Origin of the sequence: Xanthomonas rydalmerensis, assembly GCF_033170385.1 — a bacterium.
In the GTDB taxonomy this organism is placed as follows: Bacteria; Pseudomonadota; Gammaproteobacteria; order Xanthomonadales; family Xanthomonadaceae; genus Xanthomonas_A; species Xanthomonas_A rydalmerensis.
On the sequence record NZ_CP126170.1, the window covers coordinates 981,241 to 997,337 of the forward strand.

The 16,097-nt window shown below is 67.7% G+C and carries 9 protein-coding genes; 6 read left to right on the forward strand and 3 right to left on the reverse strand.

Annotated features, from left to right (window positions below; translation table 11 throughout):
* Positions 1 to 12: 12 nt before the first annotated feature.
* Positions 13 to 1,923: a methyl-accepting chemotaxis protein gene (locus QN245_RS04170; protein ID WP_184647731.1), complete on the reverse strand. Its 1,911-nt coding sequence runs from the start codon at positions 1,921 to 1,923 to the stop codon at positions 13 to 15.
* A gap of 731 nt (positions 1,924 to 2,654) precedes the next feature.
* Here QN245_RS04170 and folK point away from each other — a divergent pair.
* The gene (gene folK / locus QN245_RS04175) at positions 2,655 to 3,143 is read left to right on the forward strand and encodes a 2-amino-4-hydroxy-6-hydroxymethyldihydropteridine diphosphokinase (protein WP_317844636.1); all 489 of its coding nucleotides are present in this window, start codon (positions 2,655 to 2,657) and stop codon (positions 3,141 to 3,143) included.
* 150 nt (positions 3,144 to 3,293) lie between these two features.
* Here folK and QN245_RS04180 read toward each other — a convergent pair whose 3' ends face one another.
* The gene (locus tag QN245_RS04180; RefSeq protein WP_317844637.1) at positions 3,294 to 4,028 is read right to left on the reverse strand and encodes a pteridine reductase; all 735 of its coding nucleotides are present in this window, start codon (positions 4,026 to 4,028) and stop codon (positions 3,294 to 3,296) included.
* 54 nt (positions 4,029 to 4,082) lie between these two features.
* On the opposite strand from QN245_RS04180, the gene QN245_RS04185 reads away from it, so the two are divergent.
* The 3 genes from QN245_RS04185 to QN245_RS04195 all read left to right on the forward strand — a co-directional run bounded on the left by QN245_RS04185 (position 4,083) and on the right by QN245_RS04195 (position 6,536).
* Positions 4,083 to 5,267, forward strand: a complete 1,185-nt coding sequence (locus QN245_RS04185) for a class I SAM-dependent methyltransferase (protein WP_160966809.1) — start codon at positions 4,083 to 4,085, stop codon at positions 5,265 to 5,267.
* Positions 5,267 to 5,668, forward strand: coding sequence for a VanZ family protein (locus tag QN245_RS04190; RefSeq protein WP_160966811.1), 402 nt, complete (start codon positions 5,267 to 5,269; stop codon positions 5,666 to 5,668). Before QN245_RS04185 ends, QN245_RS04190 begins: the two co-directional genes overlap by 1 nt.
* 154 nt (positions 5,669 to 5,822) lie before the next feature.
* Positions 5,823 to 6,536 carry an expansin EXLX1 family cellulose-binding protein gene (locus tag QN245_RS04195; protein ID WP_160966813.1) on the forward strand — a complete coding sequence of 238 codons (714 nt, stop codon included), beginning with the start codon at positions 5,823 to 5,825 and terminating at the stop codon, positions 6,534 to 6,536.
* Positions 6,537 to 6,615: 79 nt separating this feature from the next.
* Here the strand turns inward: QN245_RS04195 and QN245_RS04200 are convergent, their stop codons facing one another.
* A complete protein-coding gene (locus tag QN245_RS04200; protein WP_317844638.1) occupies positions 6,616 to 9,249 on the reverse strand; it encodes a TonB-dependent receptor in 2,634 nt (877 codons plus the stop codon).
* A 1,159-nt stretch (positions 9,250 to 10,408) separates the two neighbouring features.
* Between QN245_RS04200 and QN245_RS04205 the strand changes: the two genes are divergently transcribed.
* Together QN245_RS04205 and galA are read left to right on the forward strand one after the other, a co-directional pair.
* A complete protein-coding gene (locus QN245_RS04205; protein ID WP_317844639.1) occupies positions 10,409 to 13,108 on the forward strand; it encodes a TonB-dependent receptor in 2,700 nt (899 codons plus the stop codon).
* 85 nt (positions 13,109 to 13,193) lie between these two features.
* A complete protein-coding gene (gene galA, locus QN245_RS04210; protein ID WP_317844640.1) occupies positions 13,194 to 16,076 on the forward strand; it encodes a beta-galactosidase GalA in 2,883 nt (960 codons plus the stop codon).
* The last annotated feature ends 21 nt before the right edge of the window (positions 16,077 to 16,097 follow it).

A 16,097-nucleotide genomic window follows, 5' to 3' on the forward strand; every position in this document is an offset into this window, starting at 1 on the left:
CCTCGCTGGCGCTCACGCGCTTTGCAGTTCGTCGGCCAGCGAGGAAATCTCCTCGATGGCGGCGGCCAGTTCTTCGGTGCCTTGCGACTGCTGCTGGGCGGCGGCGGCGGACTCGCTGGCGGCTTTTTCGGCCTGCTGCGCCGCCGCCGAGATCTGGGTCATGCCGGTCCGCACCTGGGAGATCGCGGTGGCGATGTCGTTGGCGCTGGCCAGCACCTCGGCGATGCCGGCTTCCGCGGCGGTGATGTCGGTCTCGATCTGGATCAGGTTGGCGGTGCTGACCTTGGCCTTTTCGGCTTCGTTGAAGGTGGTGGTGACGATCTCGTTGAGGTCGCGGCCGACCACGCCGATCTGGTCCTGCACCGCCTTCACCAGGTCCTTGATGCGGTCGGCGTTCTCGGCCGAATCGTGGGCCAGGTTGCGGATGTCGGTGGCCACGACCACGAAGCCCTTGCCGAACTCGCCGGCACGTGCGGCTTCGATCGCACCGTTGACCGCCAGCATGTTGGTCTGGATCGAGACGGTGGTGATGGCGTCGACGATCTTGTCGATGCGCCGCGACACCAGCTCCAGTTCGGTGATCTGGCGGATGCTGATGCGGGTGGCTTCGGCCGACTGGCCGATGCCGGCGATGAGCGTATCGACCGCGCTCTTGTTGACCGCCATCAGCCCCTTGATCGCGATCACGCGCTCGTTGCTGGTCTGCGCGCGGTTCTGCGCGATCGTCAGGCCGCTTTCGATCTGCGCGACCGCCGTGGCCGCTTCTTCGACGCTGGCCGCCTGCACCTGCGCACCGCGGCGGATCTGGTCGATCGCGGTCAGGATCTGCGCGCTGGAACGGTTGATCTCCTGCACCGCCGAGGACAGTTCTTCGGCGGCCGAGGCCACTTCCTCGGCGCTCTTGGCCACATCGGTGGAACTCTTCAGGTCCTCGGACAGTTCCGACAGCGCCTGCGTGGTCTGCTCGCACTCGCTCAGGGCACGCGACTGTTCGGCCACGGTCTTGGCCGATTCCTCGGCCGCCGCCGACTGCTCCTCGGCCGCCGCGGCGATGTTCTCCGAACCCTTCAGCGCCTGCTGGGTGGCGCTGGCGGACTGCTGCGCGCCATTGGCGATCTCGGTGGCGCCGGCGGCGACCTCGATGGCGTCCTTGCGGATCTGCTCGAGCTGTTCGGTGATCGTGCGGCCCTTGGCCACTTCGCTTTCGATGGAGGTCGCGGAGGTGTTGATGCCCTCGGCCACCACCTTCACTTCCTGCTGGATCTGTCCGACCAGGTCCTGGATCTGCTTGGCGCTCTTCTCCGAGGTCTCGGCCAGCGTGCGCACCTCGTCGGCGACCACGGCAAAGCCCTTGCCATGCTTGCCGGCACGGGCCGCCTCGATCGCGGCGTTGAGCGCCAGCAGGTTGGTCTGGTCGGCGATGCGTACCACCGCCTTGACGATGTCGCCGATGTTGGCGGCCTGCTGCTCCAGTTCCTGCACCCGCTGCACCGAGGCGGCCTGGCGTTGCGCGACGAAGCCGACGTTGGCGACCAGACTGATGATGTCGGTGTTGGCGCGTGCCACCAGCGCCTGCGTGGATTCCACCCGCGCCTGGCTCAGGTCCGCGTTGTGGCGCTGGCGGGCGATGGCGTCGTCCATCAGCTTGAAGGCGGCCAATGATTCCTGCGCGCCGCTGCTCGCCTCTTCCGCGCCGGCGGCGATCTGATCGGAGGCCCGCTTCAGTTCTTCGGCCGCCGCGGCGGCCTCGTTGATTCCCGAGGCCAGTTGCGTCGTCGCCGCGGCGATGCGCTCGGCGGCCTGCTGCTGCTTGGCCAGGGTGCGGGCGCGCTTGCGCTGCGCTTCGGCATCGCGGGTGGTGGTCGCACGCGGGCCGTCGGACGCCCTGGTGGCTTGCTTCTGGGAATGTTTCACGAGTGCCATTACGGGTCCTTGGGAGGATGGAGGTGTTTGATTTGAATGAACAAGTTGCCGACTGACTGCATTTATGAACAAATCTGAAACACTAGTGAAGTAAAGCCAATTTGTTTACAAAATGAGGTCAATTTTTGACGAACTCTTCACGTATCGGCGGGTGGGCAGAGACCTTTAGGGCTGTTGTGAGCAAGGTGTGATGGGCTGCCAGGGTGTCGTTTTGCGATAGCACGCTGGTCTGGTTGGGTATGAGCAGAGGTCGGTGATGCGACCTGCAGCGCGTGGGTATCGGCCCCGCGCGGTTACGCCATGGCATGGTCGCGGGCTGTCCTGTGGGGTCATTCGCTGCAGCAGAAGACAGGCCCGCCCTGCGCGACCTGCATTGGAGCCGCGACGGGCGATGAGGATTCCGCGCGGCATCGAGGCCGGGCCATCCGTTCCGGCGTGACGCGCGGTCGCGCGCTGAACTCTCGGGCCGTGTTGTCGCGTGGTCACAGGCGCGAGCGGTGCTGGCGCCGGGAACGGTCGATCCGGGGTGACGTTCTCTAGGGTGAGACGACGGGCGTGTCGTCTTTACCGTCCGCAGGCCTGTGCTTCGCATGCATCGCCATGTTCGCAGCGCGCATCCGATGGATCTTCTATCGCGCGCAACGGGCGGAGCAGTCGGCAGCGACCTGGCGCCGTGGTGGCGAGCGCATTTGCCGGTTGACGCTCGCGGCCGCGGCATGCGCGAATAGTGCATGACCACTGTGCTTCTGAGCCTGGGCAGCAACCTGCGCCCGCATCACCACCTGGCCGCGGCGATCGCGGCGCTGCGCCGGCAGTTCGGCGCGATCGTCGTGTCGCCGACCTATCGCACCGCAGCGGTCGGTTTCGATGGGCCGGCGTTCCTCAACAATGCAGTGGCACTGCAGACCGATTGGGAGCTGGCGCCGCTGGATGCCTGGCTGCACGCGTTGGAGGATGCGCACGGCCGCGACCGCAGCGGCCCGCGCTTCAGCGACCGCACCCTGGACATCGACGTGGTGTTCTACGGCGATCGTATCGTCGAAGGGCCCGGCCACCTGCGCATCCCCCGCCCCGAGCTGCGCCACGCCTTCGTGCTCAAGCCGCTGGCCGACATCGCCGCGGACTTCGTCGATCCTGTCAGCGGCCAACGCCTTGGTGCGCTGTGGCAGGCGCATGCGGAGCATGGCAAGGCGTTCGAGGTGGTGGAGTTGGTTGAGTAGTGGGGATTGGGGATTCGGGATTGGGGATTCGCAAAAGCGGATACCCGATGCGCTCTCGCCGTTGCTGCTGCCTGAAGCGAATCCCGAATCCCTACATCCCGAATCCCTGCTTCACAGCGAATCCCAAATCCCGAATCCCCAATCCCGGCCTCACATCAGCCCGCGCCCCCCATCCAGCCGCAAGGTCTGTCCGGTGACGAAGCTGGCGTCGTCGAGCAGCCAACGCACGGCCTCGGCGATTTCCTCGACCTGGCCGGTGCGCGCCAGCGGGGTGCGTGCCAGCAGTGCCTGTTGCGCGGCGGCGTCCTTGCCGGCGTCGGGCCACAGGATCGCGCCGGGGGCGATGGCGTTGACCCGCACCTGCGGTGCCAGTTCCAGTGCCAGCGAGCGGGTCAGCATCGCCAGGGCGGCCTTGGCCGCGCTGTACAGCGGATGCGCGCGCAGCGGCTGTTCGGCGTGCAGGTCGGTGAGGTTGACGATCGCGCCGCCATGCTGGCGCAGCTGCGGGGCCGCGGCCTGCGCCAGGAACAGCGGGGCGCGCGCGTTGACCGCGAACAGGTCGTCCCACTGCGCTGGCGTGGCGTCATGCAATGGCGTGGGATAGAAGTTGGAGGCGTTGTTGACCAGCGCATCGAGCCGGCCAAAGCGCGCCACGCATTGCGTCACCAGCTCGGGCAGGTGTGCGGTGTCGCGCAGATCGGCCTGCAGGGTCAATGTGCTGCCGGTGCGCACGGTTTCCAGTTCCTGCGCCAGCGCGTGCAGCTCGGCCTGCGAGGTGTGCGCATGCAAGGCGACGTCGTAGCCGGCCGCATGCAGGCGCCGGGCAATGCCGGCGCCGATGCGCCGCGCGCTGCCGGTGATCAGGGCGACTTTGGTCTGGGTCATGTACGGGTTCCATGCTCGGCTATGCTGTGCATTGTCCACGCAATCCGGCACCGCATGCCCACCGACCTTCCTTTGCCCGATGCCACCGCATTGGCCCACAGCGAGCGCCTGGCCGCGCATGTGCGCGCCGAGATCGCCGCCGCCGGCGGGGCCATTCCCTTCTCGCGTTTCATGGAGCTGGCGCTGTACGCGCCCGGCCTCGGCTACTACAGCGCCGGCAGCAGCAAGTTCGGCGAAGAGGGCGATTTCGTCACGGCGCCGGAACTGGGGCCGCTGTTCGCCGCGACCGTGTCCAATGCATTGGCGCCGGTGCTGCAACAACTCGGGCCGCAGGCACGCATGCTGGAGGTGGGCGGCGGCAGTGGCGCCTTCGCCGAGGTCATGCTCAAGCGCCTGCTGGCGCTGGATGCGTTGCCCGAGCGCTACGCGATCCTGGAACCCAGTGCCGACCTGCGCGAACGCCAGCGCGAGCGCTTGGCGCGCACGCTGATCCCGCCGGTGTTCGATCTGGTGGAGTGGCTGGACCGGCCGTTCGACGACGACTGGAACGGCGTGCTGTTCGCCAACGAGGTGATCGATGCCTTGCCGACGCCGCGCTTCGCGCTGCGCGACGGCGAAGTGTTCGAGGAGACCGTGACCCTGGACGGCGAGGGCCGCTTCCGCCGCGGCGAACAGCCGGCCGACCCGCTGCTGGCGGCGGCGGTGCGGCACATCGAGCGCTATCTGCAGGTGCCGTTCGCCGACGGCTACCGCTCCGAGCTGCTGCCGCAGTTGCCGTACTGGATCCAGGCGGTGGCCGGCGGCCTGCGCAGCGGCGCGATGCTGTTCGTGGACTACGGCTATCCGCGCCGCGAGTTCTATCTGCCCGAGCGCGACGACGGCACCTTGCGCGCGTTCTACCGGCACCGCACGCACGCCGACCCGTACCGCTGGCCGGGCCTGCAGGACCTGACCGCGTCGGTGGACTTCACCGCGCTGGCCGAGGCCGGCACCGGAGCGGGCTTCGACCTGGCCGGCTACTGCAACCAGGCCAGCTTCCTGCTCGGTAACGGCCTGGACGCGCTGCTGGCCGAGGCCGAGGCGCGCGGCGACGAAGCCGCGCAACTGCGTCTGCGCCAGCAGGTGAAGCGGCTGACCCTGCCCAGCGAGATGGGCGAGCGCTTCCAGGTGATGGGCTTCGAGCGCGACGTGTCGCTGGCACCGGCGTTCCTGTCCGGCGACCTGACCTGGCGGCTGTGATGGCGGCGGTGCGCGCCTTCCGTTGGCCCTGGTTGTGGCTGGGGCTGTGGTGGCTGGGCATCGCGGTGCTGATCTACGTGTGCATGATGCCGCACCCGCCGCAATTGTCGGACCTGCCCGACAGCGACAAGGCCGAGCACTTCATTGCCTACCTGCTGCTGGCCGCCGCGGCGGTGCAGGTCTATGCCGGGCCACGCGCCTGGGCCTGGGCTGCGCTGGGCCTGCTGGCGCTGGGCGTGGGCATCGAGTTCGCGCAGGGCGCCTGGACCACCACGCGCTCGGCCGATCCGCTGGATGCGCTGGCCGATGCCCTGGGCGTGGCGGCCGGCATGGCCACCGCGGCCACGCCGTGGCGCGATCTGCTCTGGCGGCTGGAGCGCGGCAGCCTGCGCCGTCGCTGACGATGTCGCCGCGCGGTCTACGGCGTCGGCCAAGTTGTGGAATTCCCGGCCGCGCGCAAGGCGCGGCAGGCGCGCGGCAGCCTAGAGTGCCGGCGCCGGGCAGACTGCCCGGTCGCCGCGCGGCGACTCCGCGCGCCTGTGCAGGAGAACACGCATGCAAGCACGCCACTCCCCCCGTGCCGCGCGCGGCGCCGGCCTGTTCGCCGCGCTGTGCCTGGCCGCCAGCGCCACCCCCGCCAGCGCGGCCTGGAACGATGTCTGCAGCGGCACCGCCACCTACACCAGCTCCGGCTATTCCGGCGGCGCCCTGCTGCTGGATCCCATCGATCCCACCGCGCCGATCACCGCGTTGAATCCGACGCAGCTCAACTACGGCGGAATCCAGGCGGCGCTGGCCGGCGCCTACCTGCAGGTGCAGGGACCGCGGGGTACGGTCACCGTCTACGTCACCGACCTGTATCCGGAAGGCGCCGACTGCGGGCTGGATCTGTCGCCCAATGCCTTCGCCGCGATCGGCGACACCAGCGCCGGGCGCATCCCGATCCGCTGGCAGGTGGTGGCCGCGCCGGTCAGCGGCAACGTGGTGTACCGGATCAAGGAGGGCAGCTCGCAATACTGGGCGGCGATCCAGGTGCGCAACCACCGCTATCCGGTGGTGAAGTTCGAATACAAGAAGAACGGCGACTGGATCAGCCTGCCCAAGACCGCGTACAACCATTTCGTCGGCGAGCAGATGGGCGCGCAACTGCTGGAAATCCGCCTCACCGACATCCGCGGCCAGGTGGTCACCGATACGCTCGCCGCGCTGCCCAGCCAGGGCGACAAGGACGTGTACTTCGCCGACGGGCACGTGCAGTTTCCGCGCTGAAGCACGGTCGCGCATGCGCTATCGGTAGACGCGCGCCTGCGTCGCGGAGATGGCTCCGCGGTGCAGGCGCGTTGCTGGCTCAGAACTTGAAGTGCACCGTCGCCATGTAGCGGCGGCCGTTGTGGTAGCGCCCGACCGGGTGATCTTTGTCGCCCAGGTACTGCAGGTATTCCTCGTCCAGCAGGTTCTGCGCGTCCAGTTGCAGCGACCACTGCGCATTGATCGCGTAGCCCACGCTCGCGCCCAGGTCGGTGTAGGCGTCGACGCTGGCCGGTGCGGCGCCGGCGACGTAGCCGCCGGCCAAGTAGCTGTCGCGCCAGTTCAGGCTGATCCGCGCGTTCCATGGTCCCTTTTCGTAGTACGGGCTGAACGCGACGCTGTTGCGCGACTGGTAAGGCAGCGGGTTGCCGCTGTTGTTCTCGCCGCTGGCGTAGGTGTAGTTGGCGGACAGGCCGAAGCCGCTCTCGCCGAAAGGCTGCTGGTAGGCGAGGGTGAAGCCCTTGACCTTGCCGTCGCCGGCGTTGCGCGGGCGCTGGATGCTGTAGTCGCAATAGCCGTCGGCGGTGCAGCCGTTGCTGCCGAGCATCTGCGCCCAGGTCTGCGGCGAAGTGTCGCGGATCGCGTTGTACTGGCGCTCGATGGTGGCCGAGGTGTCGATGTAGTTGTCGATCTTCTTGTAGAAGATCGACCACGCCACCACCGCCTGCGGCGCGAAGTAGTACTCGGCCGAGAGATTGAAGTTCCACGATTCGTAGGGCGAGAGCCCAGCATTGCCGCCGCTGCCGGTGAGCGTGGTGTCGTTGAGGAAGGTGTTGTTGACCATCTGGTTGTACGGCGCCCAGGCGATCACCTTGCCGGTGCCGAAGCGGAACACCCAGTCGTTGTCGGTGTCGTAGGCCAGGTTCAGCGACGGCAGCAGGAAATGCTCGGTCTGCGAGCGGGTCTGCCACTTGCTGTCCAGGTCCTGCAGGGTCGGCGTGCCGCTGTAGACGAAACCGCTGCCTTCGGTCTTGGAGCTCACGTAGCGCAGGCCCAGGTTGCCGCGCAGGCCGGCGTTGGAGAAGTTCAGCTGCACGTAGGCGGCGTTGTTGGTCTGCTGCAGCGCCCAGGTGTTGTTGAGGTAGCTGGACGGATCGGAATTGGCGTAGTCGACCGGGCTGTTGCGGATCCAGTCGATCACGTTGCCGCGCCCGGCCTGCACGTGCTGGCCGTGGTCGGGATAGAACCCGCGGATGTCGGTCAGGCCGATGGTGCCGATGTCGGCCAACGTGGCGGGAGTGACGCCGCCGTACACATTGAGCGCGAAGTCTTCGTCGTGCTTGCCCTGGCGCACGCCGACCAGCAACTGGTTGAACACGCCGTCGAACTGCAGGTCCAGATCGAGCTGGCCGTAGCGGTCCTTGCTCTGGGTGGAGAACACGCCGTTGTTGCCGATCCAGCCGCCGGCCGAACCCCAGTTGGCCGGATTGCGCGCGGCCGCCGCATCGTCGAAGCGGATGCCGCGATTCAGGTCCCAGCGGAAGCCGCCGTTGTAGAACGGCTCGATGAAATACTGCGCCAGGTGGTCGTTGTCGGACTTGCTCTGGCCGACCTGGCCGCGCAAGGTCCAGCGTTCGCCGCGGTAGGCGCCGCGCAGGTCCAGGCCCTTGGTGGTCACCTGCGACTGGCGCACGTTGTTGTCGTAGATCACCGTGCCGCCGCCCGCGCTGGCGTTGGCGCTGGAATGGCCGCTGTTGACCACGCCGTTGCGCACGTCGCCCAATGCGTCGACCGCGGCCACGGTGCCCGGGTTCCAGGTCAGGAAGCTGTACATCGACTGGTTGTAGTTGTCGAAGTCTTCCTTGATGTACAGGCCGCTGAGGTTGAACTCCAGCGCGTCGCTGGGCTTGAGCTGCAGGTTGAGCACCGCGCTGTCGCGCTTGCGGTCCTGCTGGAACCAGGCGGCGTTGATCGAGTTGGGCACGTCGGCATCGGCGGGCGCGCCAGCGGCGTTGGCGAAGGTGCTGGCCTTGGCGTAGCCGAACACCTCCAGGCCCTGGCGGTCCACGCGCTCTTCGTAGTGCTGCGCGGAGACCGCGACGCCGAAGGTTTCCTGCGGATTCTTCCAGCTGTACAGCAGCGAGGCGTTGGGCTTGCCCTCGCTGGCCTGCTGGCTGTAGCTGTAACCCACGGAGCCGGCGATCTCGTTGGCCTTCAGGTCCAGCGGCTGGCGGCTGTGCATCAGCACGGTGCCGCCGAGGCTGCCCTCGGTCAGTCGCGCCTCGGTGGACTTGACGATCTCCGCGCGGCCCAGGATCTGCGGCGACAGCAGGGTGTAGTCGAAGCCGCGGTTGGGCTGCTCGCCGTACAGCCAGATCGCCTGCGCCACCGGGTGGCCGTCCAGGAACGACAGGTTGAGGCTGGGATCGGTGCCGTCGATGCTGACCCGCTCGCCCTGGCCGAAGCGGCGGTCGATGGTGACGCCGGGGACCTGCGCGAACGCTTCGGCGACGTTGGTGCTGGGGAACTTGCCGATGTCCTCGGCGGTGATCGCCTCGGACACGGTGACGTTGTTGCGCTTGGTGTCCAGCGACTTTTCCAGGCTGGCGCGGATGCCCACCACCTGGACCGCGTCCAGGTCGGTGGCGGCGGAATCGGCCTGCTGCGCCTGCGCGGCGAAGGCGAGGACGCTGGCGGCGATGGCCGCAGACAAGACGGAATGGCGATATTGCATGATGTCTCTCCCTCATCATTCAATGAATCAACGCGATTGCGCGGACGTCGGGCCGCGTGCCGGAGTTGCCTGTTGCCTTACTGCCTGTGGTGCGGAAGCGGGCTGGAGTGCCGAGTGATGCGGAACGCGGAGGCCGTGTCGCGTTGCGCAGGACGGCGGGTGCTGCCGGTGTCGCGCAGACGCGCATTCCTCAAGGGCTCCGGCGTGTTCAGGGCGGATGGCGTGAATCGGGTGCGGATGACGGCGACGCCGCCCGTGGCGGTCGATCGGACCACGCACCAACAGCGAGATGCCGCAGCAATCGCGACAGGGGGCTTGGCGCGGCATGCGCCGACGGCCGCAAGCCGGGCAGGGCGGGCCGCCGTCTCTGCTCCTGCCACGAAGTGCCGCGTGCGACACGCGGTACGCGCATCCGGATCATTGCGATCACATGCCTCCCCTGGCCCCGCTTTCGCGCCGCACATGCGCGGCTACACCCCCGTGTGCGCCGATTCTTACGAGGCTATGACAACGATGTCAAGTCTTGGCAGGAAAATTTGTCTGGTTCTGGTTTTGCCACAAAAAATCGGAAGTGGATCCCGGAAATAATGGTGCGGCGGGGGAGAAATGCATAGTTATCAAGTGGTTGTGCGAGCGGTCGGGCGAGTTCGCGACCGTGCACAAATGAGAATGCAGCGCGGTTATGTGGCGTCGCACAAAATTGGTCTCGTTGTCACAATTGGTGCGGCATAGGTATCGTGACAACGATGCGTGGAAAATGCCGCGCCGGAAATATTTTATCCGCGCATGTAATTGATAAATAGGAGATTTATCGGGATCTGCGCGCGAGTCCAGGCGTCATTGTGCGATTTCGTGCGGCACGGCGTTGACACAATCTTTCTAAGACCATAAGAATCGAGGCGCCTGGAATTGGTCCTTGCCAATTCGGGCTCGATCCGTCCAGCAGCACATGCAGTCGCCCGTTCCGGGGAAGGGACGGGGACGCGCCTCCCGCAAGACAGGGCGCAGGAAACAGACAGAACGCTTCATCGATTCCGTGTCCGCACGGACGGCATCGCCCTGCGCGTCGCGTGGGGCGCGATGGAGGGTGCTGCCTGCCGATCGCCGCCCTGGATGTCAGCCGTCGTCGTGCCGATCAGCCATCAACCAGGATAGCCCAATGCCACATGTCGCCCGCTCCCGTTCGCATTGTTGTCCCCTGTCCGTCCTCGCCAGCGCCATCGCGTTCGGCCTGCTCAGCACCGGTGCGCAGGCGCAGGAAGCGCCAGCGTCCGATTCGATTTCCCAGCTCGATACGGTGACCGTCACCAGTTCCTACCAGAAGAGCCTGATCACCGCGCTGGACAACAAACGCGCAGACGCGCGCATGACCGATGGCATCTCGTCGGAGGACATCGGCAAGTTCCCGGCCGAGAACATCGCCGAGGCGATCCAGCGCATTCCCGGCGTGCAGATCTCCACCATCAACGGCCGCGGCTCGACCATCAGCATCCGCGGCCTGGGTCCGCAGTACTCGGCCACCACGATCAACGGCCAGACCATCAAGAGCGCCGATTTCACCGACGGCTTCCGCTACGACATCATCCAGCCGGAAGTGGCCGCGGCGATCGAAGTGATCAAGTCGCCCTCGGCGGACATGGACGCCGGCGGGCTGTCGGGCACGGTCAACATCGAGACCACCAAGCCGCTGGACTACAAGGACCGCAAGCTGATCTTTTCGGCGAAGGAGCAGTATTCCGAATTCGCCGGCGGCGCGCCGACGCCGAAGGGCGTGCTGACCTACATCGACCAGTTCCATCTGGCCGACGGCGGCGAACTGGGCGTGTTCGTCAACGCCGGCTACCAGAAGCTCAAGGACCGCGCCGACTACCTGTGGATCGACCGCTGGTACACCCAGGACACCGGGGACGGCACGCTGTACATCCCGCGCCGTCCGCGCTACCGCTCGATCGAGCGCGAGACCGACCGCAAGATGCTCACCGCCGGGCTGCAGTGGAAGCCCAACGACCGGCTGGAGATGAACCTGACGGCGCTGTACTCGCAGGACAAGACCGACAACGACATGAACCAGTTGGTCTACTCCTTCGAACGCAATTACCTGAGCGTGCTGCAGACCGACGGCCTGACCGCGACCAAGGTGTCGGCGTCCAACTACTGGCTGGAGAACAACCGCCAGCTCGAGCGCCACGACCTGACCTCGCAACTGCTGACCTGGGACGCGCGCTGGAAGGGCGACGCATGGACCTTCAGCGGCGTGGCCAACTACACCGAAGGCAAGACCGACGAGGACGAGCGCGCGGCGATCCTCGGCCGCAAGCCGACCGCGACGCTGTTCGACATGTCCAACCCCGGCGCGATCTCGCTGACCACCGATGCCGACGCCACCGACGCCAGCGCCTGGAACAAGGCCAACCTGGTCCGCGACGAGTACCCGAACGGTGCGATCAACGCGCTGCGCAACAAGGAATGGTCGCTGCAGTTCGACGCCGAGCGCTACGTCGGCAACGGCTTCCTCGACGCGGTCAAGGTCGGCACCAAGTTCCGCCGCGAGACCTTCGACCGCAACGTGTGGCGCCGCGACTTCCTGTACCTGATCAACTCCGGCGCGGTGTCCGGCTACGGCATGTTCCCGGAGCTGTCGGCGGCCAGTTCCAACGTCAGCAACTTCCTCGACGGCAACCTGGCCTCGCAGAGCGACTGGGTGGCGCCGGACGTCTACGCCTACGCCAGGGCGTTGGCCGCTTCCGGCATCACCGTGCCGGTGCTGTTCGCGCCGCAGGCCAGCTACCACATCCGCAACGACATCTTCTCCGCGTATGCGCTGGCCAAGATCGACACCGACCTCGGCAGCATGCGCCTGCGCGGCAACGTCGGCGTGCGCTACGAGAACACCAAGCGCACCACCGACACCTACCTGACCACCGCCTCGCAGTACAGCGAGGATGCCAACGAGGTGGTCGGCACCGAGCGCGCGCCGTACGACTACCACAACTGGCTGCCCAGCCTGAACCTGGTGCTGGACATGCGCGAGGACCTGCTGCTGCGCCTGGCCGCCGGCAAGGTGCTGGTGCGGCCGATCCTGGACAGCAACACCGCCATCGCCACGACCATCTCCTCCGGCAGCAACACCGGCGGCACCACCACCTACGACGTGTCGCTGGGCCAGACCGACCTGAAGGCGCTGACCGCCGACCAGGCCGACCTCAGCCTGGAGTGGTACTACGGGCAAGGCGGCGGGTTGACCCTGGCCGGCTTCTGGAAGAACGTCAAGAACGGCACCTTCAACAGCATCGTCTGCCCGGCCACGTTCAACGGCACGGCGCTGTCCACCAATGGCGCCGGCGACTGCGTGGACGGCGGCGGCAACATCTACGAGATCACCGCCACCCGCAACGATCCGAGCAAGGTCAAGATCAAGGGCTACGAACTGGGCTGGACGCAATCGTTCGATGCCTGGCTGCCGATCCCCGGCTTCGGCCTGACCGCCAACTTCACCCGGGTGATCCCGCAGCGCGACACCGATTTCAAGATCCGCAACCTGTCGGAGAAGACCTGGAACGCCACCGGCTACTGGGAGAACGCGATGTTCTCCGCACGCCTGTCGCTGAACCACCGCAGCGAGTACGAGCAGGACAGCAGCGACAGCTTCTTCGCCCGCGAAGGCCACACCATGAAGGCGCGCACCCAGGTCGATGCGGTGCTCGGCTACCAGGCCACCGACAAGCTCAGCTTCCAGCTCGGCGCGCTCAACCTGACCAACAAGAAGGAAGAAGCGTACAAGGACATCAGCAGCCGCTGGCAGATGACCGGGGTCACCGGCCGCAGCTTCTACGTGTCGATGCAGTGGGACATCCTGTGACGGCGGTGCACGCGCCTGCGGGCTAGCGCGACCCTGGCCCGGCGCCGCGGTGGCGCCGGGCGCTCGAGCCGATGAGGACAAGCGCATGCAACGAAGAACGTTCCTGGCCGGCAGCGCCGGCGCCGGCCTGCTGTTGGCGCTGCCGCGCGGAAGCTGGGCCGGCATGGCGGCGTCCGCGGGCATCGCCGGCAGCGGCGCCGCCGCGGTGGCGGCCGTGCCGGGGCTGACGCTCGCGGCCGATCCCTGCCGGTTCTGCTTGGACGAGGGCTGGCGTTTCCACGAAGGCGACATCCCGTTTCCGCCGATCACCGGTCAGGACGCCAGCTACGACAACGCCAAGGCCGGCAAGGCCTGGGGCGCGGCCGCCGGCGATTTCGACGACAGCCAGTGGCGGCAACTGCGGCTGCCGCACGATTTCGCCATCGAGCAGCCGATCGAGGCCAGCGCCAACGTGGCGCAGGGCTATCGCCGCCGCGGTATCGCTTGGTACCGGCGCAGCCTGCGGCTGGACGAGGCGCAGCGCGGCAAGGCGCTGGAACTGCGCCTGGACGGTATCGCCAGCCGCGCCACGGTATGGGTCAACGGCCTGCTGATGGCGCGCGGCTGGAGCGGCTACGACGGCCTCGCCATCGACATCAGCGCGATCGCGCGCTACGGGCAGGATCTCAACACCATCGCGGTGCGTGTGGACGCCGAGGCGATGGACGGGTGGTGGTACGAGGGCGCCGGGCTCTACCGACATACCTGGCTGGCGGTGCGCGATGCGCTGCATATCGTCGGCGACGGCGTGCATGCGGTGCCGCGCGCCGGGGTCGACGATCGCTGGACGCTGCCGGTGACGGTCACCGTCGCCAATGTCGGCGATCAGGCCGATGCGGCGCGGCTGGAAACCACGCTGTACGACGCGCAGGGCACGGTGGTGGCGCAGGGCAGTACCTCGCTGCAGGCCGGCGCACTGGCGCAGGCGGAGGCGCAGGTGGTGTTGCAGGTAGAGCGGCCGCAGCGCTGGGACGTGGCCGCGCCGCACCTGTACCGGCTCGCGACGGTGCTGCGCAGCGAAGGCCGCGAGCGCGACCGCCGCGAATGCGCGATCGGCTTTCGCACGCTGCGCTTCGATGCGCAGCAAGGCTTCTTCCTCAACGAGCGGCCGCTCAAGATCAAGGGCGCCTGCCTGCACCAGGACCATGCCGGGGTCGGCGTGGCGGTGCCGGACAGCCTGCTGGAATTCCGCATCCGCCGGCTCAAGGCGCTGGGCTGCAACGCGATCCGCCTGCACCACGCGGTGGCCGCCGAACTGCTCGACGTGTGCGACCGGCTGGGCATGCTGGTGATGGCCGAGAACCGCGTGTTCAATCCCGCGCCCGACTATGCCGCGCAACTGCGCTGGCTGGTGCGCCGCGACCGCAACCGCGCCTGCGTGTTCCTGTGGTCGGTGTTCAACGAAGAGCCGATGCAGGGCACCGCCGCCGGCTACGAGATGGTGCGCCGCGCGGTTGCGTTGGTGCGCACCTTGGACGACAGCCGCCCGGTGACCGCGGCGATGAACGACGGCATGCTGACCCAGCGCAACGCGGCCCATGCGGTGGACGTGGTCGGCTTCAACTACCGCCAGTTCAACTACGACCGGGTGCATGCGGCGATGCCGCACACGCCGCTGCTGTCCAGCGAGGACACCAGTGCGTTCCAGACCCGCGGCGCCTGGTTCACCGACATGGAGGCGCACGTCATCGCCGAGGACGATTCGGTCGCCGCGCCCTGGGGCAACACCCATCGCCAGTCTTGGAAACTGATCGACGAGCGGCCCTACCTGGCCGGCAGCTTCGTTTGGACCGGCTTCGACTATCGCGGCGAGCCGACCCCGTTCGAATGGCCCTCGGTGTCCTCGTTCTTCGGCATCATGGACCTGTGCGGCTTCCCGAAAGGCGCTTATTGGTTGCGCCAGGCGCAGTGGATCGACGATGCGCCGGTGCTGCAGTTGCTGCCGCACTGGAACTGGCCGGGCCGCGAGGGCATCCCGATCAAGGTGATGGCGTTCTGCAACGCGCAGCAGGTGGAGCTGTGGCTCAACGGCCGCTCGCAGGGGCGGCAGGCGGTGGACCGGATCGCGATGAACACCTGGCAGGTCGTGTACGCGCCCGGCGTGCTGGAAGCGGTGGCGTACCGCGACGGGCGCGAGGTCGCGCGGCAGCGGGTGCAGACGGTCGACGCGCCGGTGGCGCTGCGGCTGACCCCGGACCGGCTGCGCATGCGCGGCGACGGCCGCGACGCGCAACCGATCACCCTGGAGGCGGTGGATGCGCAAGGCCGCCACGTGCCGTTCGCCGACGCGCAGATCACGCTGCAGATCGAGGGCGGGCGCCTGCTCGGCGTCGGCAACGGCGACCCGAACCGGCATGCGCCCGACAACGTGCCGCAGGTGCAGTTGTTCAACGGCCTGGCGCAGGCCATCGTCGAGGCCGGCAGCGATCGCCGCCGGCTGCGCATCGAGGCAAGCGCGCCGGGCCTGCGGGCGGCGCAGGCGAGCATCGCGCTGGAGGCGGCGCCGCCGCCGCTGTCGTTGCCGCCGGCTGCCGCGGCGATGGTGGTGGGCGGCTGGCGGCATACCCTGCCGTTCGCCGCGCCGCCGGATCCGGCGCTGCCGCGCGCGCCCAACGACAACAACAGCTGGAGCTTCTGCCAGCCCGGCAACCTGGAGACGCGTGCCGAGCGCGACGGCTACGTGCTGTATCGGACCGCGTTCACGCCCTGGGCCGGGATCCAGCAGCGTGGTGGCCGGCTGCGGCTGGGCCGCGCGACCGGCGCGGTCCAGGTGTATCTGGACCGGCAGCGGGTCGCCAGCGTGGCCGCGGGGCAGCCGGTGTCCCTTCGGTTGCCGCCGGCGTCCGGCGAACGCGTGCTGGCCGTGGTGATGCAGGTGACGGCCGGAACGCCGTTCGGCTTCGACGATGTCGCGACAGTGGAGTATTGAGCCAATGAAACGTGCTTTCCG